The 21,959-nt window shown below is 71.3% G+C and carries 20 protein-coding genes; 12 read left to right on the top strand and 8 right to left on the bottom strand.

What is annotated here, in order from left to right; all coding sequences use genetic code 11:
* Positions 1-11 precede the first annotated feature (11 nt).
* The 4 genes from ACRAS8_RS04685 to ACRAS8_RS04670 all read right to left on the bottom strand — a co-directional run bounded on the left by ACRAS8_RS04685 (position 12) and on the right by ACRAS8_RS04670 (position 4,274).
* A complete protein-coding gene (locus ACRAS8_RS04685) occupies positions 12-1,190 on the bottom strand; it encodes an SGNH/GDSL hydrolase family protein (protein WP_438484498.1) in 1,179 nt (392 codons plus the stop codon).
* 140 nt (positions 1,191-1,330) lie between these two features.
* A complete protein-coding gene (locus tag ACRAS8_RS04680) occupies positions 1,331-1,987 on the bottom strand; it encodes a LutC/YkgG family protein (RefSeq protein WP_438484497.1) in 657 nt (218 codons plus the stop codon).
* Entirely contained in the window at positions 1,984-3,477 is a 1,494-nt protein-coding gene (locus ACRAS8_RS04675) for a lactate utilization protein B (protein WP_438484496.1), read from the bottom strand. The genes ACRAS8_RS04680 and ACRAS8_RS04675 overlap by 4 nt, the downstream gene beginning before the upstream one ends.
* Entirely contained in the window at positions 3,474-4,274 is an 801-nt protein-coding gene (locus ACRAS8_RS04670; RefSeq protein WP_438484495.1) for a (Fe-S)-binding protein, read from the bottom strand. Before ACRAS8_RS04670 ends, ACRAS8_RS04675 begins: the two co-directional genes overlap by 4 nt.
* 229 nt (positions 4,275-4,503) lie before the next feature.
* Between ACRAS8_RS04670 and ACRAS8_RS04665 the strand changes: the two genes are divergently transcribed.
* The 3 genes from ACRAS8_RS04665 (at position 4,504) to ACRAS8_RS04655 (ending at position 8,389) form a co-directional block, all read left to right on the top strand.
* Complete coding sequence (locus ACRAS8_RS04665; protein ID WP_438484494.1) at positions 4,504-5,835, top strand: MFS transporter; 1,332 nt, start codon at positions 4,504-4,506, stop codon at positions 5,833-5,835.
* Positions 5,836-6,367: 532 nt separating this feature from the next.
* Complete coding sequence (locus tag ACRAS8_RS04660) at positions 6,368-7,138, top strand: GntR family transcriptional regulator (protein ID WP_438484493.1); 771 nt, start codon at positions 6,368-6,370, stop codon at positions 7,136-7,138.
* An 81-nt stretch (positions 7,139-7,219) separates the two neighbouring features.
* Positions 7,220-8,389 (top strand): adenosine deaminase, encoded by a 1,170-nt coding sequence (locus ACRAS8_RS04655; protein WP_438484492.1) that lies wholly within the window; start codon positions 7,220-7,222, stop codon positions 8,387-8,389.
* Here ACRAS8_RS04655 and ACRAS8_RS04650 read toward each other — a convergent pair.
* The 3 genes from ACRAS8_RS04650 to ACRAS8_RS04640 form a co-directional block, all read right to left on the bottom strand.
* Positions 8,317-9,513, bottom strand: a complete 1,197-nt coding sequence (locus tag ACRAS8_RS04650) for an NAD(P)-binding domain-containing protein (protein WP_438484491.1) — start codon at positions 9,511-9,513, stop codon at positions 8,317-8,319. The genes ACRAS8_RS04655 and ACRAS8_RS04650 overlap by 73 nt on opposite strands.
* A gap of 138 nt (positions 9,514-9,651) precedes the next feature.
* A complete protein-coding gene (locus ACRAS8_RS04645; protein WP_438484490.1) occupies positions 9,652-10,878 on the bottom strand; it encodes an LLM class flavin-dependent oxidoreductase in 1,227 nt (408 codons plus the stop codon).
* A 239-nt stretch (positions 10,879-11,117) separates the two neighbouring features.
* Positions 11,118-11,210: a putative leader peptide gene (locus ACRAS8_RS04640; RefSeq protein WP_317623392.1), complete on the bottom strand. Its 93-nt coding sequence runs from the start codon at positions 11,208-11,210 to the stop codon at positions 11,118-11,120.
* Positions 11,211-11,375: 165 nt separating this feature from the next.
* Here ACRAS8_RS04640 and ACRAS8_RS04635 point away from each other — a divergent pair, with 165 nt between their 5' ends.
* The gene (locus ACRAS8_RS04635; RefSeq protein WP_438484489.1) at positions 11,376-11,798 is read left to right on the top strand and encodes a YjbQ family protein; all 423 of its coding nucleotides are present in this window, start codon (positions 11,376-11,378) and stop codon (positions 11,796-11,798) included.
* A gap of 222 nt (positions 11,799-12,020) precedes the next feature.
* Here ACRAS8_RS04635 and ACRAS8_RS04630 read toward each other — a convergent pair whose 3' ends face one another.
* Entirely contained in the window at positions 12,021-13,415 is a 1,395-nt protein-coding gene (locus tag ACRAS8_RS04630) for an HNH endonuclease (protein ID WP_438484488.1), read from the bottom strand.
* Positions 13,416-13,599: 184 nt separating this feature from the next.
* Here ACRAS8_RS04630 and ACRAS8_RS04625 point away from each other — a divergent pair, with 184 nt between their 5' ends.
* The 8 genes from ACRAS8_RS04625 to ACRAS8_RS04590 all read left to right on the top strand — a co-directional run bounded on the left by ACRAS8_RS04625 (position 13,600) and on the right by ACRAS8_RS04590 (position 21,957).
* Positions 13,600-14,616: a hypothetical protein gene (locus ACRAS8_RS04625; RefSeq protein ID WP_438484487.1), complete on the top strand. Its 1,017-nt coding sequence runs from the start codon at positions 13,600-13,602 to the stop codon at positions 14,614-14,616.
* 73 nt (positions 14,617-14,689) lie between these two features.
* Positions 14,690-16,036: a hypothetical protein gene (locus ACRAS8_RS04620; protein WP_438484486.1), complete on the top strand. Its 1,347-nt coding sequence runs from the start codon at positions 14,690-14,692 to the stop codon at positions 16,034-16,036.
* Positions 16,033-16,341 carry a hypothetical protein gene (locus tag ACRAS8_RS04615; protein WP_438484485.1) on the top strand — a complete coding sequence of 103 codons (309 nt, stop codon included), beginning with the start codon at positions 16,033-16,035 and terminating at the stop codon, positions 16,339-16,341. Before ACRAS8_RS04620 ends, ACRAS8_RS04615 begins: the two co-directional genes overlap by 4 nt.
* 268 nt (positions 16,342-16,609) lie before the next feature.
* Positions 16,610-16,813 (top strand): hypothetical protein, encoded by a 204-nt coding sequence (locus tag ACRAS8_RS04610; RefSeq protein WP_438484484.1) that lies wholly within the window; start codon positions 16,610-16,612, stop codon positions 16,811-16,813.
* Between the two features lie 206 nt (positions 16,814-17,019).
* Positions 17,020-17,670: a Crp/Fnr family transcriptional regulator gene (locus tag ACRAS8_RS04605; RefSeq protein ID WP_438490342.1), complete on the top strand. Its 651-nt coding sequence runs from the start codon at positions 17,020-17,022 to the stop codon at positions 17,668-17,670.
* 130 nt (positions 17,671-17,800) lie between these two features.
* Positions 17,801-18,658 carry a hypothetical protein gene (locus ACRAS8_RS04600; RefSeq protein WP_438484483.1) on the top strand — a complete coding sequence of 286 codons (858 nt, stop codon included), beginning with the start codon at positions 17,801-17,803 and terminating at the stop codon, positions 18,656-18,658.
* The gene (locus tag ACRAS8_RS04595) at positions 18,655-20,766 is read left to right on the top strand and encodes a hypothetical protein (RefSeq protein ID WP_438484482.1); all 2,112 of its coding nucleotides are present in this window, start codon (positions 18,655-18,657) and stop codon (positions 20,764-20,766) included. Before ACRAS8_RS04600 ends, ACRAS8_RS04595 begins: the two co-directional genes overlap by 4 nt.
* Before the next feature lie 69 nt (positions 20,767-20,835).
* Positions 20,836-21,957 (top strand): PE-PGRS family protein, encoded by a 1,122-nt coding sequence (locus ACRAS8_RS04590; protein ID WP_438484481.1) that lies wholly within the window; start codon positions 20,836-20,838, stop codon positions 21,955-21,957.
* The last annotated feature ends 2 nt before the right edge of the window (positions 21,958-21,959 follow it).

Raw genomic sequence — 21,959 nt, 5'->3', positions numbered from 1 at the left:
GCGCACGCCGGTCAGAGCACGGCCGGGTCGATCGCCCGCGCCATCGCCCGGTAGCCCTCGTCGCCCGGGTGCTTGAAGTCCCCGCTGTCGTAGGCGGGCAGCAGCGCGTCGGGGTCGGCCGGGTCCGCCAGCGCCGCCGCGAAGTCGGCCACCGCGTCGAACGCGCCACCGGTCCGGATCCAGTCGTTGACCGCCCGGCGCTTCGCCTCCGCGGCCGGCGTGTGGTACTCCGACCCCTTGAACGGCATGATCGTCCCGCCGACGACCCGCACCCCCGCCGCATGCGCCTGGGCGATCAACTCCTCGTACCCGGCGATGAGTTGCCCGACGGAGTTGTCCGGGTTCGGCTTGTACGTCGGCAGGTCGACCTCGCTGAAGCCGATGTCGTTCAGGCCCACCAGGACGACCACCGACCGCACGCCCGGCTGCGCCAGCACGTCCCGGCCGAACCGCGCCCCGGCCCGCTCGCCGAACCACGCCGAGTCGTTCAGCAGCAGATTGCCGCCGATGCCGAGGTTGAGGACCCGCAGCGGACGGCCCTCGGCGGCCAGGCGCTCGGCCAGCGCGTCCGAGTAGCGCCGGTCGGCGTCGACGGTCGAGCCGAAGCCGTCGGTGATCGAGTCGCCGAAGAGCACCACGGTGTCCCGCTCCGCCGGGCCGCCGTCGGCCAGCTCCACCGCGGCCAGGTAGTACCACGACACCGAGGTCTCCCCGAAGACCGCCGGATCCGCCTCGCCCAACTGCTCGCCGGCGGACCGGTACGCGGTGGCCCACGCCTGCGCGTGGAACGTCGCCGGACCGGTCGGCCGGGCGAAGTACAGCGACACGGTGAGCGACTCCAGCGCCGCCACGGTCACCTCCGCCGCATCGCTGACGACCTCGCCGCCCGCCGGGATCCGCACCGACTCCGCGCCGTCGAAGGTCAGCGGCCGCACCGAACCCGGCGCCACCGCCGCCCCGTCACCGGCCCGGGCGATACTGGCGCCGGACACCTCCAGCGGCGCGGTCCCGTAGCGGTTGGAGAGTCGGATCCGGGCCCGGGTCCCCGCCCCGGTGACCCGCACGGTCTGCCGCACCGTCTGGTCCGCGAAGCCCTCCTGTGCCCAGTTCTTGTGGAACCCCTCGCTGGGGCGCTGCACGGCCGTGGCCCAACCGGACTGCCACACCGGGGAGTTGTCGTTGCCGTTCATGGGATGCTGCCTGCCTCTCGGTCATCTGCTCGATGGCGATGACCGGAAGTCTGCCGACGGGCGCGAGGGGTACCCAGACACCTGTGAGTGGTACGCATCCGGTGCGTACCACTCACAGGGTCACCCTCCGCGCCGCCGGCTCAGTGCTCGCTCTCCTCCGCCAGCAGGACCACCTCCAGCGTCCGCGGCCCGTGCACCCCCTCCACCCGGTCGAGTTCGATGTCGCTGGTGGCGGACGGACCGGAGATCCACGTCAGCGGGCGCTCCGGCGACAGGCGCGGCAGTGCCTCGGGCACGGAACCGACGACCTGTCCGGGCACCCGCACCACACAGACGTGATGGTCCGGGACGAGGGTGATCCGGCGCCGGCCCTGATCCGGGCCGGCGTCCAGCACCAGCGTGCCGGTCTCCGCGATAGCCAGCGCACACCCCGTCACCACGCTGTCCACCGCGTCCAGTTCCCGCGCGGAGTCGCCGGCCCGGTCCGGGACCACGGTGACCTCGGCTGCGGACAGCCACCGCGGATCCAGCCCGGCCGGCACCACCACCGTCCGCGCCCCGCGCCCGGCCAGCAGCCGGCCGATCAGCGCCGGCAGCCCGCCGGGCGCGCAGCGGTGCACCACCGCCCGGTAGTCCGCGAGGTTCTCCGCCAGCAGCTCCACGGTCTCCTCGGTCGTCCGCGAGCCGTGCACCCGGAGGTAGTCCCGGGGCACCGGCGGATCGTACGGCCCCTCGCCGCGCGGCACATCGGCCAGCGCCCGCCGGACCCGCGCCAGCACCACGTCCCTGCTGCTCACTCGGCGCCTCCCGCCTCGGAGTTTCCGGCCGCGCCCCGGGTACGCCGCCACCAGTCGCGGAACGACTCGGCCGGTACCGCCGGCAGGGCGCGGGTGTCGGACCAGGCGCGGCCCGGCCCCGGCAGCCGCCGCGGATGCAGCCGCCGGGTCCGGGCCGCCAGCCGCATCCCGCCGCGCAGCGCGCCCGGGTGGTCGAACGCCCACGTCGCGGCGCGCATCGCGGCTCGCTCCGCGGCATGCCCCCGGGCCGGCTTGAGGACGACCCGGGCCCCGCCCCGGGTCACCGGCCCGCCCTCGACCACCCGCTCCCGCAGATGCACCAGCACCTCGGGGATGTCGATGGCCACCGGGCACACCTCGTAGCACGCCCCGCACAGAGAGGAGGCGTACGGCAGCGACTGTTCCAACGGACCGGCCATGCCACGGAGTTGGGGCGTGAGGATGGCGCCGATGGGCCCCGGGTAGGGGGAGCCGTAGGCGTGCCCGCCGGCCCGCTCGTAGACCGGGCAGACGTTCAGGCACGCCGAGCAGCGGATGCAGCGCAGCGCCTGCCGCCCGACGGTGTCGGCCAGGGTGTCGGTCCGCCCGTTGTCGAGCAGCACCAGATGGAAGGTGCGCGGCCCGTCGCCGTCCGTGGTCCCCGTCCAGGTGGTGGTGTACGGGTTCATCCGCTCGGCGGTGGAGGAGCGCGGCAGCAACTGGAGGAAGACCTCCAGGTCCTGCCAGGTCGGCACGGTCTTCTCGATGCCGACGACGGAGATCAGGGTCTCCGGCAGGGTCAGGCACATCCGGCCGTTGCCCTCGGACTCCACGACCACCAGCGTGCCGGTCTCGGCGACCATGAAGTTGGCGCCGGAGATCCCCACCTTGGCGGTGAGGAACTTCTCCCGCAGATGCAGCCGGGCCGCCTCGGCCAGCTCGGCGGGGGAGTCCGACAGCCCCTCCGGCGCCGGCCGGCCCCAATTGCCCATCTCCCGGCGGAAGATGTCGCGGATCTCGGCACGGTTGCGGTGGATCGCCGGCACCAGGATGTGCGACGGCAGGTCGTCGCCGAGCTGCACGATCAGCTCCGCCAGATCCGTCTCGTACGCCCGGATGCCGGCCTCGGCCAGTGCCTCGTTGAGCCCGATCTCCTGCGTCGCCATCGACTTGACCTTGACGACCTCGCGCTCGCCGGTCTCCCGGACCAGCCGGGTGACGATCCGGTTGGCCTCCGCGGCGTCCGCCGCCCAGTGCACCTGGCCGCCCGCGGCGACCACCGACTCCTCCAACCGCTCCAGATAGTGGTCGAGATGACGCAGCGTCCGGTCCTTGAGCGCGGCGCCCGCGGCGCGCAGCCGCGCCCAGTCGTCCAGCTCCGCCACCGCCCGGGCCCGCTTGTCGCGGATGGTGCGGGTGGCGTGGCCGAGGTTGGCCCGCAGCCGGGTGTCGCGGGTGGAGACGGCCGCGGCCCGCGGGAACGCCGGCATGCCGAGGAAGCTGCGGCTCATCGGGCGCCCCCTGCCGCGCCGGCCGCCCGGTCCGCGCCGCCGCCCGCCGCCACGTCCGCCTCCGTACTGGCGAGGATCTCCGCGAGGTGCACCGGCCGGACCGGCGAACCCTGCCGCACGAGCATGCCCCCGAGGTGCAGCAGACAGGAGTTGTCGACCGTGCAGAGCGCCTCCGCGCCGGTCCCGGTCACCGCCCGGACCTTGTCGGCGCCCATCGCCACCGACACCGCCGGGTTCTTCACCGCGAACGTCCCGCCGAACCCGCAGCACTCCTCTGCGCCCGGCAGCTCCTTCAGCGTCAGCCCCCGCACCCGCTCCAGCAGCCGCCGCGGCCGGTCGCCGAGCCCCAGCATCCGCAGCCCGTGACACGTGGGGTGATAGGTGACGGTGTGCGGGTAGTACGCGCCGACGTCGGTCACCTTCAGCACATCCACCAGGAACTCCGTCAGCTCGTACGTCTTGGGCACGGCCCGCGCCGCGGCCTCGGCCAGCCCCCGGCCGCGCCCCTCCGCCGCGGCCCGCGCCGCGATCCGCGGAAAGTTCTCGCGCACCATCGCCGCGCAGGACCCGGACGGGGTCACCACGTAATCGTGATCCGCGAACGCCCGGTCGAAGCGGCGCAGCAGCGGCTCGGTGGCGTGCCGGTAGCCGGTGTTGAACTGCGGCTGGCCGCAGCAGCTCTGCTCCGCCGGGAAGTCGACGTCGACGCCCAGCCGTTCCAGCAGAGCCACCACCGCCCGCCCGGTCCCTGGACGGAGCGTGTCGTTGACGCAGGTGACGAACAGCGCTACCCGCACGGTGCCTCCTCCTCGCGCTACTTCTCCGGCGGCCCGCCGGCCGGCGTGGGCCGCGGGGCCGGGACACCGCCACCGCGTTGCGGCCGTGTTGCCGTGGCGTTGCCGCGGTTCTACGGCCGCGACCGCGCCGCCGTATCCCCTGGCGGCGACCCGCCCCACCGGTACATGATCACCTGGATCATCCTGCCCCAGCGGCACGCCGAGGAGAAGGACCGGGAGCTGAAGGACGATGTCGAGCGCACAGCAGATAACCGAGGACCGGGCCCCCGACGGCCCCCGTCCGCCGTCCCGGCTGCGGCAGCTGGCCGCCGCCTCGGTCGGCAACGCCGTCGAGTGGTACGACTGGTACGCCTACTCCTTCCTGGCGGTCTACTTCGCCGACCAGGTCTTCCCCAAGGGCGCCGGCAACTCCCTGGTGCCGCTGCTCGCCACCTTCGGGGTCTTCGCCGTCGGCTTCTTCATGCGTCCGGTCGGCGGGCTGGTGCTCGGCGCGGTCGCCGACCGGCGCGGCCGGCGCGCCGCGCTGACCCTCACCATCCTGCTGATGGGCGGCGGCAGCCTGCTGGTCGCGCTCACCCCCACCTACGCGGCCACCGGTGTCCTCGCCCCGATCGTGCTGGTGGTGGCCCGTCTGGTGCAGGGACTGTCGGTGGGCGGGGAGTTCGCCGCGTCCACCACCTTCCTGGTGGAGTCCGCCGGACCGGGCCGGCGCGGCCTGTTCTCCAGCTTCCAGTACGTCTCCACCACCCTCGGCCAGCTGCTCGCCTCCGGCACCGGGGCGCTGCTCGCCGCGCTGCTCACCGAGCGGCAGATGGGCCAGTGGGGCTGGCGGATCGCGTTCCTCGGCGGCGCCCTGCTGAGCCTGCTCGGACTGTGGATCCGGCGCGGCGCCCAGGAGACCCTTCCGCAGGCCGCCGACGCCGCCGAATCCCCGGACGGCGCGCAACGGGCCGCCCGCCCCGGCCTGTTCGAGGGCCTGCGCCGCCACCCCCGCCAGTCGCTGCTCATCTGCGGCATCACCGCCGGCGGCACCCTCGCGTACTACACCTGGACCACCTACCTCCCCACCTACGCCCAGGTCAACGCCGGTTTCGACAAGGGCGACGCGCTCACCGTCGGCACCCTGTCGCTGGCCTTCTTCGCGCTGCTCCAGCCGCTGGGCGGCCTGCTCTCCGACCGCATCGGCCGCAAGCCGCTGCTGCTCGCCTTCGGCCTCGGCTTCGCCGTGCTTTCCGTGCCGCTGCTGCACCTGGTCACCGGCGCCTTCGTCTCGCTCCTGCTGGTGCAGTGCGCCGGGATGGTGCTGCTCACCGGCTACACCTCGGTCGCCGCCGCGGTGAACGCCGAGGTCTTCCCGGCCCGGGTGCGCGCCGCCGGCATCGGCTTCCCGTACTCCTTCACCGTCGCGCTCTTCGGCGGCACCGCGCCCTACGTCGGCACGTGGTTCAAGCAGGCCGGCCACCCGGACCTCTTCCCCTGGTACGTGGCGGCGCTCTGCCTGGTGTCGTTCTTCGTCTACCTGGCGCTGCCGGAGACCGCGCGGCGGCCGCTGGAGGAGTAGCCGGGCCCGGCCCCCGCACACGGAAGGCGCCGCTCCGCCCGGGACGGGGAGGAGCGGCGCCCTGAGCTGCTGCGAGTCCGTCAGACGAGCCAACCCACGAGGTGGACGATGCCGGCGAGCAGGTTGGTGATGACGTTCATCTGGCTTGTTCTCCTTGGCAGTTACATGTGGTGGGACCAACTCTCCGGCCCGGCAAGGGACATGTCGGGCGGAGGCGCCGTAACGGTCTGCAGCCCGTCGCTTGCGCCTCGTAAGGATCTCCCGACGCGGGGCCGGCGAGGAAGCCTTTCCGGTATCGACCACACTTTCCGGCGAACATCCGATTGAGCGGTCGTTCGTGCGACGGGTAACGCCCCATAATGCTTGCCGGTACAGTCCTTGTCAGACAAGTGAGCCGTTCTCGTTGCTCCGGGCCCGGTCGCGAAGCACCAACAGACGCAACAGACGCAACAGTCGACAACAGGTACGACAGACGACAACAGAGCCCCGTCAGCGGAAAGCTCCGGTCCAACCACGAATGCGGGAGACGGACATGGCCGGCAGACAACAGGACCGGGGGAGCGCCCCGGCCCGGCCCCGGCGGCGCCCGGTCGTCGCGCTGTACGAGCGGATGGTCGAGGCCATCCGCACCGGCACCTATCCGCCGGGCTCCACCCTGCCGACCGAGCCCCGGCTCGCCGCCGAACTGGGCGTGAGCCGCCCCGCGTTGCGCGAGGCGCTGATCCTGCTCCAGGAGGACGGCGTGATCAGCGTCCGGCGCGGGGTGGGCCGCACGGTCAGCCACCATCTCCCGCCGCGCGGCTTCGAGTTCCTCAAGCCGGTGGAGCGGCTGCTCGGAGCGGACGGGCAGGCGGTGACCGTGCCGCTGGCCCGCACCCGCGAGGAGCCCACCGACTTCTCCACCCAGCACCTGGTCCTGCCGGCCCGCGGCGAGGTGCGCTTCTGGGAGAGCGTGATCGAGGTCGACGGCCTCCCGGCCTGCCTGACCCAGGAGTGGGCCTCGGACGAGACGCTGACGGAGCTGCTGCCGGGCGCCGTCGCCGCGTTCGACGGGCCCGACGGGCAGGCGTCGTCCCTGCTGGGCCTGGTGCTGGACGCCGGGCGCGGGCTGCCGCTGACCGGTAGCAGCACCATCGTGGCCACCACCCTCGGCCGGCAGCGCGGCGCCCAGCTGGGCCGCCCCGCGGACACCCCCGGCGTCCTGGTCACCCAGGTCGTCCGGCTGGACCGCACGCCGCTGCTGGCCGCCAAGCACATGCTGCCGCCGGGCGCCCCCGCCCTCCCCGTCTGGCAGGCCCGCTGACCGGCCCGGACGTCGCGCGTCCCCACCGTCCACCGGGACCCGGTCGCCCGGTGGTGGCGGGACGTGTCATACTCCCGCCCCATGACCTTGTCTGACAACCTTCCGACGCAGTCCCCGCACGTCCTCGACCGGGAGCGGATCCGCCGCGCCCCCAAGGTGCTCCTCCACGACCACCTCGACGGCGGGCTGCGCCCGGAGACGATCATCGAGCTGGCCGCGGCCATCGGCTACCGGAACCTCCCCACCACCGACCCGGACGCGCTGGCCGTCTGGTTCCGCGACGCCGCCGACTCCGGCTCCCTGGAGCGGTATCTGGAGACCTTCGCGCACACCTGCGCCGTGATGCAGACCCGCGAGGCGCTGTCCCGGATAGCCGCCGAGTGCGCCGAGGACCTGGCCGCCGACGGTGTCGTCTACGCCGAGGTCCGCTACGCCCCCGAGCAGCACCTGTCCGGTGGCCTCACCCTCGACGAGGTCGTCGAGGCGGTCAACGACGGCTTCCGGGAGGGCGAGCGCCGCGCCGCGGCGGCCGGCCGCCCGATCCGGATCGGCACGCTGCTGTGCGCCATGCGGCACGCCGACCGCTCCCTGGAGATCGCCCGGCTCGCCGTCGCCCACCGCGACCGCGGCGTGGCCGGCTTCGACATCGCCGGCGGCGAGATCGGCAACCCGGCCGGCCGGCACGCCGAAGCCTTCGACTACCTCCGTGCCGAGGGCGCCCGGGTCACCGTCCACGCCGGCGAGGCGGTCGGCATGGAGTCCATCCACGAGGCGGTGCTGCGCTGCGGCGCCCACCGCATCGGCCACGGCGTCCGCATCACCGACGACCTCACCATCGGCACGGACGGCCGGGTCACCCTCGGCCGGCTCGCCTCCTACGTCCGCGACATGCGGATCGCCCTGGAGATCTGCCCGACCTCCAACCTCCAGACCGGTGCCGCCGCCGGCTACCCGGAGCACCCCGTCGACCTGCTCCGCCGGCTCGGCTTCCGGGTCTGCCTCAACACCGACAACCGCCTGGTCAGCGGCACCACCATGACCCAGGAGTTCACGCACCTGCGGGACACCTTCGGCTACGGCACCGCCGAGCTGGAGGAGTTCACCGTCAACGCCGCCAAGGCCGCCTTCCTCCCCTTCGACGAGCGGACCGCCCTGATCAACGAGGTGATCCGCCCCGGCTACGCCCAGCTGCGGGCATGGGAGCTGAGCCGCGTCCCGGTGGGGGAGACCGCCGCCGCTCCGGCCGCGTAGCCGCCGCCCCCGGCGAGGTCACCGGCCGGGCAGGGATCCGGAACATCCGTGTCCGGAGTCCCCGCCAGCAGCCGCCGGATCTCCTGAACCGCGGCCCGCCCCGCCCGATTGGCGCCGATGGTGCTGGCCGACGGCCCGTAGCCGACGAGGTGCACCCGGGGGTCGCGCACCGCCCCGGTCCCGGCCATCCGGATGCCGCCGCCCGGCTCGCGCAGCCGCAGCGGCGCCAGATGGTCGATGGCGGCCCGGAAACCGGTGGCGTAGAGCAGCACATCGGCCTCGACGGTTCGCCCGTCGTCCCAGGCCACCCCGTCCGGCGTGACCCGGTCGAAGAGCGGTAGCCGCGTAAGGACGCCGCTCTCCCGGGCCTGCCGGACCGCCTCGGTCATCGGCAGCCCGGTCACGCCGACCACGCTGCGCGGCGGCAGCCCCTGCCGGACCCGCTCCGCCACCAGCGCGACCGCGGCCCGCCCCTCGTCCGCGCCGAACGGCCCGGTACGGAACACCGGCGGCCGCCGGGTCACCCAGGTCGTCGCCGCCGCGAACGGCGCGAGCTCGATCAGCTGCTGGACGGCCGAGGTCCCGCCTCCGACGACCACCACCCGGGCACCGCGGAACTCCTCCGGCCCGCGATACTGCGCGCTGTGCAGCTGCCGCCCGCGGAAGCCCTCCTGCCCCGGGAACCGCGGCCAGAACGGCCGGTCCCAGGTGCCGGTCGCGTTGATCACCGCCCGCGCCGCGTACGTTCCCTGCGAGGTCTCCACCCGCAGCCGCCCGTCGCCGGCCTCCCGCACCGCGGTCACGCTCACCGGCCGGTGCACCCGCAGCCCGAACCGCCGCTCGTATGCCGCGAAGTAGCCGCCGATCACCTCGGACGACGGCCGCGCCGGATCGGCGTCGGTCAGCGCCATGCCCGGCAGCGCGTGCATCCCGTGCACCTTGTCGTAGGTCAAGGTGGGCCACCGGAACTGCCAGGCGCCGCCGGGGTGCGGTGAGTGGTCGAGGACGACGAAGTCGGCATCCGGCCGGTGGCCGGTGCGCCGCAGGTGGTAGGCGGCGGCCAGGCCCGCCTGCCCGGCGCCGATCACCACGACCTCGATCTTCCGCACCCCGGTGTAGTTCATGTTTCTACTAACTCTCGGTGGGGTCGGTATCTTCCCGCCGGCCCCACGGCCCCACGGCCCCACGGCCCCACGGCCCCACGGCCCCACGGCGCCTCGGCCCAGCGGCTCCTCTGCCCCTCGTCGTGCCGGGCGTCCGGCTCAGCGCCCCCCTGGCTCTGGCTCAGTGCCACCGGACACCAGCAGCGGCGCCCCGCCGGGAGCCGAGGCCGGCCGCCCGTTCGCCGCCGGCACCCCGGCGAGCGGCGCCGGCCCGGCCGCCAGCAACCCCCGCGCGGCCAGCTCGGGCCGGACCCCCTCCCCGAACCAGTACGCCTCCTCCAGGTGTGGATACCCGGACAGCACGAAGTGCTCGATACCCAGCGCGTGGTACTCCTCGATCCGGTCCGCCACCTCCGCATGACTTCCGACCAGCGCGGTCCCCGCACCGCCCCGCACCAGCCCCACCCCGGCCCACAGGTTCGGCGAGATCTCCAGCTTGTCGCGCGAGCCGCCGTGCAGCGCCAGCATCCGCTGCTGCCCCACCGACTCGCTCCTGCCCAGCGCCTGCTGCGCGGCGGCGACGGTGTCCTGGTCGAGGTCGTCCAGCAGCCGGTTCGCGGTGGCCCACGCTTCCTTCGACGCGTCCCGGGAGAGGGTGTGCAGCCGGATCCCGAACCGGACCGTCCGCCCCTCCCGCTCCGCCAGCCCGCGAATCCAGTCGATCTTCTGCTTCACCTGCTCCGGCGGTTCGCCCCAGGTCAGATAGACATCGACGTTCCGCGCGGCCACCGGCCCGGCCGCCGCCGACGACCCACCGAAGAAGATCTCCGGCAGCGGATCCGGCGGCAGCGCCGTCAGCCCGCCCTCGACCTCGTAGTGCTCCCCCCGGAAGTCGAACGGCCGGCCGCCCCACACCCCCCGCACGACCTGGAGGAACTCGTCCGTCCGCGCATACCGCTGATCATGGCCGAGATGGTCCCCGAACCGCTTCTGCTCGGTGGAGTCCCCGCCCGTCACCACGTTCAGCAGCAGCCGCCCCCGCGAGACCCGTTGGAACGTGGCCGCCATCTGCGCGGCCAGCACCGGCGAGATCACCCCCGGCCGGAACGCCACCAGGAACTTCAGCCGCTCGGTGACCTGCGACAGCGCCATCGTCGTCAACCAGGCGTCCTCGCACCACGTACCGGTCGGGGTGAGCACCGCCTCGAACCCCAACTGCTCGGCGGCCTTGGCGATCTGCGCCAGATACCCGACGTCCGGGGCGCGCACGCCGCTCACCGGGGTGATCCGGTCCCGCCGGACGCCCCCGTCGGTGTAGGCGTGCCGGTCGACGAGCGTCCGCCCGTCGCCGCCGGTCGGCAGGAACCAATGCAGATGTACGGACATGTCACCGGGCCTTTCCGTAGATACGCGGTGCCGGCCCCGAAGGCGGCGGACCGCTGTTGAAGCGGGGACCGACCAACTCCCCGAAGCCGAAGGAACGCGGGATCAGCTTCACCGCCGCGACTCAGCGCGACCCGCAGAAACCAGACCAGAAACCAGACCAGAAACCAGACCAAAAACCGGACCGGAAACGGAACAACACACGACCGAGCCGAACCGCCCGGAACGGAACGGAACGAACGTCAGCAACAGCGGCCGCGGCGGCAACACGCGGCGGACGCCACCCGCAGCAGGTCGATATGACCGCGCGTGGTGAGCAGGGCTGACGTAGACATGCCGACGAACGTAGCGCCGCCCCCAGAGCCGGTCAAACCCCCGTCTCGGCACCCGGACCTTTGTTACCGCGGCATTGACCGGCGATGACACCTCACCAGGCAGCCCCCGCCGCCGCCCCCCCGCACCTACGGGGTCCACCCCCTCGCCTTTGCGAAAATCGCCGCATGGCTGCAACCTTCACGACACGAGAAATCGACGTGCACACCGGCTCCACGGAGACCGTCCACGACCTGACCCGGGACTGCGTCGCCTTCCTGCGGGACGTGGCACAGGGCCGCGACGGCCTGCTGAACGTCTTCACGCCCCACGCCACGACGGGCGTCGCCCTCCTGGAGACCGGCGCCGGCAGCGACGACGACCTCCTCGCCGCACTCCGCGACCTCCTCCCGGCCGACGACCGCTGGCGCCACCGCCACGGCACCCCCGGCCACGGCCGCGACCACGTCCTCCCCGCCCTCGTCCCCCCACACGCCACCCTCCCCGTCCTCGCCGGCGAACTCGCCCTCGGCACCTGGCAGTCGGTGTGCCTGGTGGACACGAACATCGACAACCCCCACCGTCACGTCCGGTTGAGCTTCCTCGGTTAGGGCCCCGCGTCAGTGGGACTGTAGAGGCGAAGTCCGGCCGTACCAAACGATCCGGCGGAGTGCCGTTGAAGAGCCCTCTCGGAATCGCCGTCTGCACTGATCGAGTCCTGTCGTGGCTTCAGACTGCCGGCGGGTTCCTCGGCTCAGGGCGGTACCCGTTCTCTCCCATGCCGGCCTGCGACAAGAGCCGATTTTCGGCTGGCGACGATGAGCTGGCCCGGTTCACGGCTTTCGAGCGTCGGCGAGCATGCTCTGGTGGTTGGCCAGAGCGGTGGCGCGCAGCAGTTCGCGGAACTCTTCGGGCACGGTGCCCCGTGTCTTGATTGCGTGGCAGTTCGGACAGAGGGCGATCATGGCGCGGGGCAAGTCTTCCCCGCCCCTGGCATGGTCGTCGATGTGGTCCACCTCCAGGAGGTAGGTGCCGTTCCTGCTGAAGGCCGTGGTGTAGCGGGGGGCTGGGCATCGGGGGTTCTCGCAGGCGCCACCGCTGCGTTCGAGGACTGCTTGACGTGATGCTGCGATGCGGCCCAGACGGACACCGGAGAGGGTGCGTGGGGAGTGACTCCCGCCTTCGCGTACGACCTGCTCGGCCCGTGCGTTGAGCTCCGCGTAGCGCAGTGCTGGCCTGGCCATGCGCTGTAGGAGCATGGCGACCGTCCTGCAGTGCTGGAGGGCGTCTCCGGCCGCAGGGAGCGGGGGCAGGGCGTAATGGCCGCTGGCCGGGTCCCATTCGTTCTCGAACTCCGCATGTCTCAGGTGTGCGCACTCCCAGCGGCTCCGACCCAGCTCTGCGAGCGTGTTCGCCGTGTCGGGCCACATGGCGCCCTCCGGCAGGCTGTCCTCCAACCAGGCGTACTCCAGGGCGGTGTACATCGCGGCGTACTGCATGTTGCGTCCGTAGGTGACGACTCGTTTGCCGGAGAGCCTGCGCATGAGAGGGTCGCGTACGTCCCGGAAGCCGGGGGCCTCTTCCAAGTCGGTGAGGGTGGCACCGTGCAAGTCGATCTGCGCCAAGTAGCTCGTGTCCCATTGCGGGTTGACGAGTTGGTGCCATCTCTTGCGACCGGTTGCGGACGTAAGAGCTATCTCGTAGGGCGTTGCCCGTGAGAGTGGGGCCGTGGTCGGGGTGAGCGACCCGATTGCGTTGACGGCGAGGATGACGGTGTCCTGGTCATCGAGCACCTCCTGGGCCCAGTCGGCTGCGATGCGCCGATCAGCTGCCATCTCTTCGGGATCCGGCGGGGTCGCGATGGCGACGGCATGGTCCTCCTGGTATATCGGTGCCGGCCTGTAGACGGTCTCCGTCCAGTCGGGTGCCCTGCTTCCCCGCAGAGTGACGTGCCCAGGGATGACGGCCTCGCGCGGAGGGCCGAGGACGTACGCATCCGGGCGGAAGGGGTTCGGCGGGCGGAGTCCAGATGCCGCGAGCGCTTCGATCGTGCGCAGCCCCTTCGGCACATTCGGGTAGCGCTGAAGCAGCTCTCGCGATGCTTGGTTCGGGTGCCGCTCCGCGCCGTCGACGTATACCCGGACGCCGAAGCCGGCGGGTATCGCGCCGCACACGATGTGTTGTGCGGCGACGGGGCGGAAGGGTTCGTCATCGAAGTCCGTGAACATTGCTGCCAAGGGGATTGAGTAGGTCGAACGGTCATGGAGGCGCGTCGCGGGCTACTGGAGTCCGCGACATCGGCCATCCGAAGCTACCCGAGTCGCTCACTGACGCGGGGTCCGCGCCCAGCCTGCAACGGGCCAGTTCGGCCGGGAGGCGCACGCCCCCCGCCTGTCGCGCGAGGGCGGCATCATGCTGGCCGGCCTGGCAGCCGTCGTCTTCGCCGCGGGGCTCTGGATCCGCCACAATGCCCCCGCCGTCGATGACGTGGGGCTGCAAAAGGCGGGCAGCGCGCGTGCGGCACACGCCCTTGTCGGAGACCCAACGGCCGACTTCCGGAAGGGGCTGACAGCCGACTTCTTCCTCATCGGGGCGTACACGCTCAGCATGGTGCTGGTGTTCTGGCTGAGCAGCCGCACGATCGCGGTACGCATGAGACACCGTTGCTCCGTCGGGTACGGGATCGCCGGCGTCCTTGCCGCGTGCGGGTGCGCCGTGGCGGAGAAACTGCTGCTGCTCCATGGACTTGACGGCGCGGACTGGCTGTTCGCGGTGGCGACGGGCTTGGCGCCGGTCAAGTGGCTGCTGCTCGTCCTCACCGTGCCCGTCGCGGCATTCGTGGTCGCGATCATCCTCAAACGGGCCGTGTTCTACGGGTGGGCCCTGCACATACACGACTACACCGGGACGGGCGGAGGTGAGGGGAAACGCGGAGGCGGCACGGCCAGCCCCAGTTCCTGGGGGCCCGACGTCGGCCCACCCTGGCCCGTGATGGAGTCGAACGGACGCCGCTGGCCGACGGTGGTGCGCAAGGACCCTCCCCGCTCCCGGCAGGCGCGATGGGAGAACGGCAGTCGGGTGCCGACCGGCCGGGAACAGGGCGGGCTCGGCTTCTGCGTCTCGGGCTGCGGAATCCGCTCGGCATGCGTCACACTGGGCGCGCTGCAGGCCCTCCGCTCCCACCTGTGCCGGGCCGCTACCTGGTATCCGTCTCCGGCGGCGGCTACACAACGGGAGCCCTCCAACTCGCGCTGGCCGGGAAGGGCCAGTGCGGGAAGGACCGGTACGGGGGCCGGCCCCGATGAGGTCTTCATGCCCGGCACGCTGGAGGCGGACCACACCAGCCGGCACTCGAAGTACGTCGCGGAAGCACCGGCCACTGGCTGGCCGCCGTGGGCGCCGTGCTGCGGGGCCTGGTGGCCTCCCTGAGCCTGCTCACCGCCGCGCTGCTGGTCCTGGGCTCGCCCTGAGCTGGGGCTACCACCTCGTTCCGCTGACGGAGGTGACCCTGCTGCCCCGGAACCTGGTCTCCCGGGGACCGGCGCTGTGGGCCCTGCTGGTCCTGGCCGGCTTCGCCGTCCTGTTCTGGTTTCTCTGGTTGGTGTCCCTGCGCCTCGCCAGGCAGCGCTTGTCGGGCACCCTGAAGTCGTTCTTCGTCACGTTCGTGGTCGCGGGGCTGCTGCTGGGCGTCGTGGTGGTCGTCCTCCCCGGCCTGGCGTGGGTGATGCCGCGGGTGTGGAAACTGCATGCTCCGGCGACCGGGGCGAGTGCCGGCGGCGCCGCGCTGCTCACCTACGTGACCGTGCTGTTCAGCACCACCTGGCGGCGCGTCGAGACCGTCAAGCGTGCGGTCGGCTCCGCCGAGCGCTCACGCCTGGTGCGTGCCGTGCCCAACGGGTTCTCCAAGTACCTGCTGGTATGGGCGGTCCTCCTGGCCGTGACGGCGGCCTCCCTGCTCGTCCTGGGCTGGGTGACCGCCACCGGGTGGTCCTGGCCGGTGCCCTGCCAGATCGTCCTCTCCGTCGGGCTCGGGCTGGTCGTGCTGAGCCTCGACCAGACATGGATGAGCCTCCATCCCTTCTACCGTGCCCGTTGGCCTCCGCGTTCGCCGTCCGCCGCAGGACCTGCCAGGACGGTGAACAGATCGCGGTGGTACGGCCGGCGACACGGCGGCTTCCCCCAGGTCATCTTCGCCGCGGCAGCCAACCTCTCCGGCAACGACCGGACGCCGCCGGGGCGGCACGCGGTGTCGTTCACGCTGTCGCACGACTATGTCGGCGGCCCGGACGTCGGGTACGCCCGTACGGATGTCCTGTGCCGCCGCACCAGGCCGGTCATCCGCAAGGACCTCACCGTCGAATCCGCCGTCGCCGTCTCCGGCTCGGCCTTCGCCTCGGCCGCGGGACGCCAGTCCCGCGCGTTCCAGACGCTGTTCGCGCTCTCCAACACACGGCTCGACACCTGGCCCCAACCCCGGTGTGCTGGGCGCTCTTTGGGGCGAGCACACCGACTGGGGCCTGCCTCCGATGCCGGGGATCCGTCGCCTGCCCTACCTGCTGCGGGAGGTCTCCGGCCGCTATCCGATGGACGACCGGATGCTGCTGGTCACCGACGGCGGGCACTACGAGAACCTCGGCCTGGTCGAACTGCTCCGTCACCACCGCCGTGTGCGTCGACGCCGGCGGAGGTTCCGGGGGCTTCGCCGCCGTTCTGGGCGAGGCCATCGCCCTGGCCCAGAAGGAGCTCGGCGTGGAGGTCACGATTGCGCGCGGGGACTGGAAGAAGCTCGTCCCCGGCAGCGCGGCTCCCCTCACGCCGCAGAGCCCGCCACCACCGCCGGGCCCCATGAGCCCGCCGAACCCGCTGGCCGCACTCAATACCCGGCTCTCGGCCGCGGCGGTGGTCGAGGGCACGATCATCTACCCGCGCGAGCTGGTGGACGAGAAGGGCCGGACGCTCGGCACGACCGGACGGCTGATCGTCGCCCGGGCGACACTGACCCCCGAGATGCCCTACAACCTCCTCGCCTACGCCCAGGCCGACCAGGAGTTCCCACACGACGGCACCAGCGACCAGTGGTTCGACAACCGGCGGCTCGACGCCTACCGGGTGCTCGGCATAGTCAGCCCAAGGCACTTCAGCGTGCCCCGTTGATCTCCGGCTGATCCCGACGGCACCAGCGACCGCTCCGTAGTCCCGGAATTCGGTTCCCGTGACCTCGTTCCCCACCAGCATGAAGGCCGAGCCCGGCCTACCGGCCACCGACCCCAAGCCATCCACGGCATCAGGTAACGGGACGCAGCGCTTCCGCAGCCTCAGAGTCTTTGTCGGTCTTCTCGGGCGTGTGCGAGATGCTGATCACGGAAGCGCTGATCACGCGAGGGATCGACGTCGGTGTGGCCCACGGGGGATCAACCCGCCGGTGCTGAACGAGCGAGGGCTCATCGATGCCGTTCGCGCTCTCGCCTTGGACAGCCTGCTCGAAGTGGCCGTCAGCGCCGACCTTCAGCTCCGCCTGGACCCGCTGATCGAGTCCGCCGTGTACTTCGGGATCACCGAACTGCTGACCAGCGCGGTCAAACACGCCCATGCGATCCGGGCGCGGATCTCAACCGGGGCGCCCTGATCCGTCTGGCATCGGCTGGATGTACAGCGTGATGAGAAAGCTTCGCTGAAATACGATGGAGCCAACTGGCCTTGGGGGGAGTGCAGGTGGAAACCGACAGCGTGGCCGGACCTGTGCCGGGGCAGCAGGGAGCAGCAGTCGTTTCCGCGCCGGGTAGTCCCCCGGCACCGTCACGAACCGGCAGACTCGACGATCAAGTTCCGTTCCTGGTCCGGTTGGAACACCAGGAACGTGTCGCGCTGCTGGAGCTGGGCCGGCCCATGAAGTACAGCCCGCGGTCCGTACTGGTGCATCAGGACGAACCGTCCACCCACGTGGTGGTCATCCTCGCAGGCTGGACCAAGGTCACCCGCTCCACAGCCAATGGTTACGAAGCGCTGCTTGCCCTGCGGGGTCCGGGCGACGTCGTCGGGGAGGCCTCCGCAGTCAGCGGCCGCCCGCGCTCGGCGACGGTTACCGCGCTCGGGAAGGTCGAGGCCGTCACGATCGAGAGTGGCCGATTTCTGGGCCATCTCTCGGAATTCCCGGCCTCGTCCCGCCAACTGCTCAGCCTCATCGGAGACCGGACTCAGGACAGCGACCGGCGACGCGTGGAGCAAGGCGCACTCGGAGTCCGTCAGCGGTTGTCGCTCCTGCTCCTGGAGCTGTCGCGCACACACGGGGTGCAGGACGCGGAGGGAGTGCGCCTCACCAGCGGCCTCAGCCAGCACGAGCTGGCAGGCGCGGTCGGAGCCTCTCGAGAGGCGGTGGCCAGGCTTCTGAAGGAACTGAGGGAACGAGACGTCGTCCGGACCAGCCGCAGGGGACTGGTCATCGTCCACTCGGACCGGTTGCGCCGGATAGCGGGCGGCGAATAGCCGACGGCCGTGCAGCTGGGGGGAGTTGTGTGCCATCGGTTACAGACGCTGTGTGCAGGTGTTCCTTCTCGATTGTCAGACCCTCACGAGATAGTGCTCCGGACCGAGCCCGACCGTCCGAGAGGCACCCATGACCCTGGTCCTGACGGAACCCGTCAACCGCACCATTCTGCTGCTGGACATCGAGGACTTCAGCCGACGGGACGATGTGGTGCAGGCCTGCCTGCGCCGGGAACTGCACAACGTGGTGGAAGACACTCTGGCCGCGGCGGGCGTCGAGCGGAACATGCAGTACCGAGAGGACCGCGGGGACGGGCTGATCGTGCTGGTCAGTGCCGACATCCCGAAAACGGCGCTGCTCAGGGCCCTGTTGACGGTCATCCCGGATGCATTGTCCCAGTACAACCGGCTGGCATCGAGCAGCGCGCAGATGCGGCTGCGGACGGTACTGGCCGCAGGAGAGGTCGCCTTCGATCCGAAGCAGGGCACGGTGGGCGGGCTCGTCGGCCACGACCTCAACCAGTCCTGCCGGCTGCTCGATGCCAACGCTCTGCGCGAAGCGCTCGCGCAGAGGGAAGCGGACAGTGTGCTGGGGGTGTCGTCCCCCGTCTACGAAGGCGTGGTTCGCCACGGACACCGTGGGTTGCGCCCGGAGGAGTTCCACCACGCGGTGGTGTCCGTGAAGAAGGACCGGCTCGGCCTGTGGTTGCACGGGTCGCCGCCGGACGGCACCGCCACCCCTGTACCGGAGCCGGCGTCGGCCGGGCACGACGGCAGAGGTGCGCACGAGGGTGCCGCCGGGCAGCCTCCGGCGGCGATCGCCGGGGCGCCTGCGAGCAGTGGGGCGGCATTCGCCTTCAACGGCGGAACGGTTTCGGTCGGCGGTAGCCAGGTCAACGGCGGTCAGACCGGGGTCAGCGGCGGCCACGTCACGGGAGACGTGATCATGGGCACGGTCCGGCGTGGGGGCCGGAGTGAGCAGGCATGAGCGAGCAGCCCGGTGACAAGCCACCGGAACGTCCCCAGGACGACACAGACCTGGCGGACGGCAAGCAGGAGCAGACGAACGATGAGCACACTGAAATGGAGGATGACCGCCCGCAGGACCCCTGGGCGGCTCGGCGTGATCTGTACGAACACGTCCCGGCCGCCGTCGGCGGCAGCCTCGTCGGCGGCGATCAGACCGGGGTCAGCGGGGGCAGCGTAGGAGGCGATGTTGTCCTCGGTACGAAGGTGGAGCACCACTACCGCTTCGGCGTCACCACCCACATCTCCGGAAACATTCCCCCTGCCGAACTCGACCAGTTGGCCCTGGAGTTCGCCGGATACGAGGAACTTGTGCACCCCCTGCGCGACCGGCTGCGGGAGGAGCGGGTTCTCGTGCTGTACGGCGCGCCCTTCACTGGCCGACGCAGCGCCGCCCTGATGCTGCTGCGCTCGCTGGATGCCGTGCCCGTACGCGCCATCGACCCCAACACCCGGCCGACCGCGCTGATGGACGAGGTCAACGGCGATCAGCACGGCTACCTCGTCAGCGATCTGGTGACGGGCAGGGAGAACCCGCTACGCGACATCGACCTGTGGGCCGTGCGGGATGTGCTTCGGAAGAAGGGTGCCTATCTGGTCATCACCGTTGACCTGCTCGCGATCCTGCGGGGCGTCGACGCCGTCTCGTGGCAACCGCCGTCTCCTCAGGCGGTGCTCCGGTCACATCTCCACGCCCTGGTGGATGATCCTCAAAGGGAGCGCGAGCTGCTGGCGCTGGACCTTTCCCGGGAGTTCCTCGACCGCGACGACCACCAGTTGCGGGAAGCAGCGCAGTTCGCGAAGGCCCTGGCCGGGCACGCGGACGGCACGATCACCCGGGAGAAGCTGGCGGGCGTCGGCCCGGAACTGGTCCGCGAGCAAGTAAGGGAATGGTTCGGCGACGACGAGACCCTTCTCCGGGACCGGGCTTTCCTCATCTCCCTGGCCGCGTTCGATGAAGCCGCCTACGCCCTGACCGCGGAACTCAGCGACACCCTGTACGCAGAGTTCCAGAGAACCGAGGACGCCGGGAGGGAGCCCCAAGTCGGCATCTTCGGGACGTCCATCACCAAACGCCTGCGCCTGGCACGAGCCGTTGAGTACCGCAAGGAGGAGCACACCGAGTGGGGCCCTGTGTTCCAGCGCATGGCCCGATTCCAGGAGCCCAGAGCCTCTGTAGAGGTCCTCCGCGAGGTCTGGACGAGTCACCCCTCCGCGCGGCCTGCTCTGCTCGCCTGGCTCCGGAAGCTTGCACAGGACGGCCGACCGCTGGTGCGTACCCGCGCGGCAGTGACGGCCGCGGTGCTCGCCCAGACCGACCTGCCGTCGGCGATGGCACTGCTCATCGAGGGCTGGGCGAAGTCGAAGGTGTATCGCGACTGCCTCGTCGCCGCCAACGCCCTAGCGGCGGCGCATGCCATCGGTGCGCCGAACATCCCGCAGATCCTCCGCTCCTGGTGCGACGAGGAAGCCGGACCACGGCTTCGCTGGACAGCCATCCGGGCCTACGCCCTGGTGGGCGCCAGGATGCCCGACGAAGCGTTGAACGCGTTGGCGGAAGCCGCTCGTACCGGGGACGACGAGCAGGAGGCGCAGCACATCGCCGAGTCCGCCGCGCTGCTGCTGAGCGACGAATCGGCACCGGTGCGCAGCCGGCTACTGCGGGGCCTGCTCGAAGTCCTCAGGGATGGGCCTTCCGGCCGCCGACTGGCGCTGCACGCTTTCGTCCTGGCCTGTACGCGCGCCGACAACCGGCTGATGCTGCGGTGGTATACAGCCGCCGCCTCAGCGGGCCCGGCCGAAGACGCGCAGCAGCTATCCCTGCTGTGGCGGACCGCGCTGGGCGATCTGGGGTACACCGCCGATGCGTTGAAGGCGCTGGCCGGCTGGGTTCGTGAGGCGGACGGCGATCCGCAGGCCGAGCGGGAACTGGCGATGCTGCTTCCGGCGCTGGTCGGCTCCGACGAGGACCGTAAGCGTCTCGATCACATGCTCTTGACGCTGCGCGGTCGCCGCGAGAGTGCGGATGCCCCACCCGCAGTGGCCTCCCGTCTGCGGCGCGTGCTGTGAGGTGCCGCCTCCCGTCTGCGGCCACGGCCGCGAAATTTCGGAACACCACTGAGTGAGGAGAGAGAAACCATGGTGGACCTCCGTCGCGAACCCGACTGGGACCAGGGGGCAGACCGGCAAAGCGAGTTGATAGACCCGGTATTGACCGTGCGTCAGTTGTCCCGGTTCGGCCACCGCAGGGACTACAGCCGGATCGACAACGCACTGGTATTCACCACGGACAAAGGGGAGTTCGAGGTCTACCTGCCACCCCACCGGCCGGCGCGCTCCCTGTTCGCCGTGACGCGATACACCGCAGTCTACGAGGTCGACATGGGGGTGCACACCTGCACCGTGTCCCTGCTGCTGCCCAGCGACAACGACGCCTTCGACTTCACCGCTGAGGTTGAGCTGACCTGGCAGGTATCCCGGCCGGAACGGTTCGTGGCCGGCGGGGAACGGGACGTGCCCGCTCTCCTGAGGCGCCGGCTGGAAAGGCTGATGTACCCGGTCAGCCGCGGTTTCCCGCTCGACCGGAGCGCGGACGCCGAACGCGCCGTGTACCAAGTTCTCGCTAGAGCGGGAGATTTGGGAGAGGAGGCGGGGCTGCGCACGTCGTACGCCGTGCGGCTCAGGCTGGACGACGCGGCGATCGGCCACCAGCGGGAGCTCCGCCGGATCCGGTACAGCGACGAACAGCTGCGACTGTCGCACGACGTGGCGATGAGGGAGGACCGGCTCAAGGCGGAGCGGAACGTGGAGCAGGCCCGGCACGATCACGAAATGGTCATGCTGCGGGGCCGTCAGGATGAGGAAGCCAGGGAGTTGGAGGCGGAGAAGGTCCGCTACTACGAGTACTACCTCCAGCACGGCGGTGTGGCGATGTGGGCCCTGCACCTGGCACAGCACCCGGAGGATTCCCGGCTGGTCACGGAGAACCTGCAGAGGGACCAACTGCAGCTGATCCGGAGCCAGTCAGAGGTCGCCCTGCAGGTACTCAAGGAAGGGAATCCGGAAGACTACCAGCGTGCGGGGCTGAACAAGCAGGCCGTGGAGATCTTGGAGGGGCTCCTCGCACGTAACCTGCCCGGTATCGCTTCGGCTCCTCCCGCCCCGGGCTCCCTACCGGGGGCCGCGCCCCCCGGCGCCCCGGTGCATTTCCACAAGCAGCGGGGCGGGTCGTCCGCCGGCAGCACGGAGGAGGGGCGATGAGC

The sequence above is a fragment of the Streptomyces sp. S186 genome (assembly GCF_051603415.1).
Lineage (GTDB): Bacteria > Actinomycetota > Actinomycetes > Streptomycetales > Streptomycetaceae > Streptomyces.
This window is presented reverse-complemented; position numbering and strand designations above follow the sequence as displayed.

Excerpts from the sequence above, each read along its gene's own strand:
- ACRAS8_RS04685 (WP_438484498.1), bottom strand. The coding sequence starts at position 1,190 with ATGAACGGCAACGACAACTCCCCGGTGTGGCAGTCCGGTTGGGCCACG.
- ACRAS8_RS04675 (WP_438484496.1), bottom strand. The coding sequence starts at position 3,477 with ATGAGCCGCAGCTTCCTCGGCATGCCGGCGTTCCCGCGGGCCGCGGCC.
- ACRAS8_RS04665 (WP_438484494.1), top strand. The coding sequence starts at position 4,504 with ATGTCGAGCGCACAGCAGATAACCGAGGACCGGGCCCCCGACGGCCCC.
- ACRAS8_RS04660 (WP_438484493.1), top strand. The coding sequence starts at position 6,368 with ATGGCCGGCAGACAACAGGACCGGGGGAGCGCCCCGGCCCGGCCCCGG.
- ACRAS8_RS04655 (WP_438484492.1), top strand. The coding sequence starts at position 7,220 with ATGACCTTGTCTGACAACCTTCCGACGCAGTCCCCGCACGTCCTCGAC.
- ACRAS8_RS04650 (WP_438484491.1), bottom strand. The coding sequence starts at position 9,513 with ATGAACTACACCGGGGTGCGGAAGATCGAGGTCGTGGTGATCGGCGCC.
- ACRAS8_RS04645 (WP_438484490.1), bottom strand. The coding sequence starts at position 10,878 with ATGTCCGTACATCTGCATTGGTTCCTGCCGACCGGCGGCGACGGGCGG.
- ACRAS8_RS04640 (WP_317623392.1), bottom strand. The coding sequence starts at position 11,210 with ATGTCTACGTCAGCCCTGCTCACCACGCGCGGTCATATCGACCTGCTG.
- ACRAS8_RS04635 (WP_438484489.1), top strand. The coding sequence starts at position 11,376 with ATGGCTGCAACCTTCACGACACGAGAAATCGACGTGCACACCGGCTCC.
- ACRAS8_RS04630 (WP_438484488.1), bottom strand. The coding sequence starts at position 13,415 with ATGTTCACGGACTTCGATGACGAACCCTTCCGCCCCGTCGCCGCACAA.
- ACRAS8_RS04625 (WP_438484487.1), top strand. The coding sequence starts at position 13,600 with ATGCTGGCCGGCCTGGCAGCCGTCGTCTTCGCCGCGGGGCTCTGGATC.
- ACRAS8_RS04615 (WP_438484485.1), top strand. The coding sequence starts at position 16,033 with ATGAGCCCGCCGAACCCGCTGGCCGCACTCAATACCCGGCTCTCGGCC.
- ACRAS8_RS04600 (WP_438484483.1), top strand. The coding sequence starts at position 17,801 with ATGACCCTGGTCCTGACGGAACCCGTCAACCGCACCATTCTGCTGCTG.
- ACRAS8_RS04595 (WP_438484482.1), top strand. The coding sequence starts at position 18,655 with ATGAGCGAGCAGCCCGGTGACAAGCCACCGGAACGTCCCCAGGACGAC.
- ACRAS8_RS04590 (WP_438484481.1), top strand. The coding sequence starts at position 20,836 with ATGGTGGACCTCCGTCGCGAACCCGACTGGGACCAGGGGGCAGACCGG.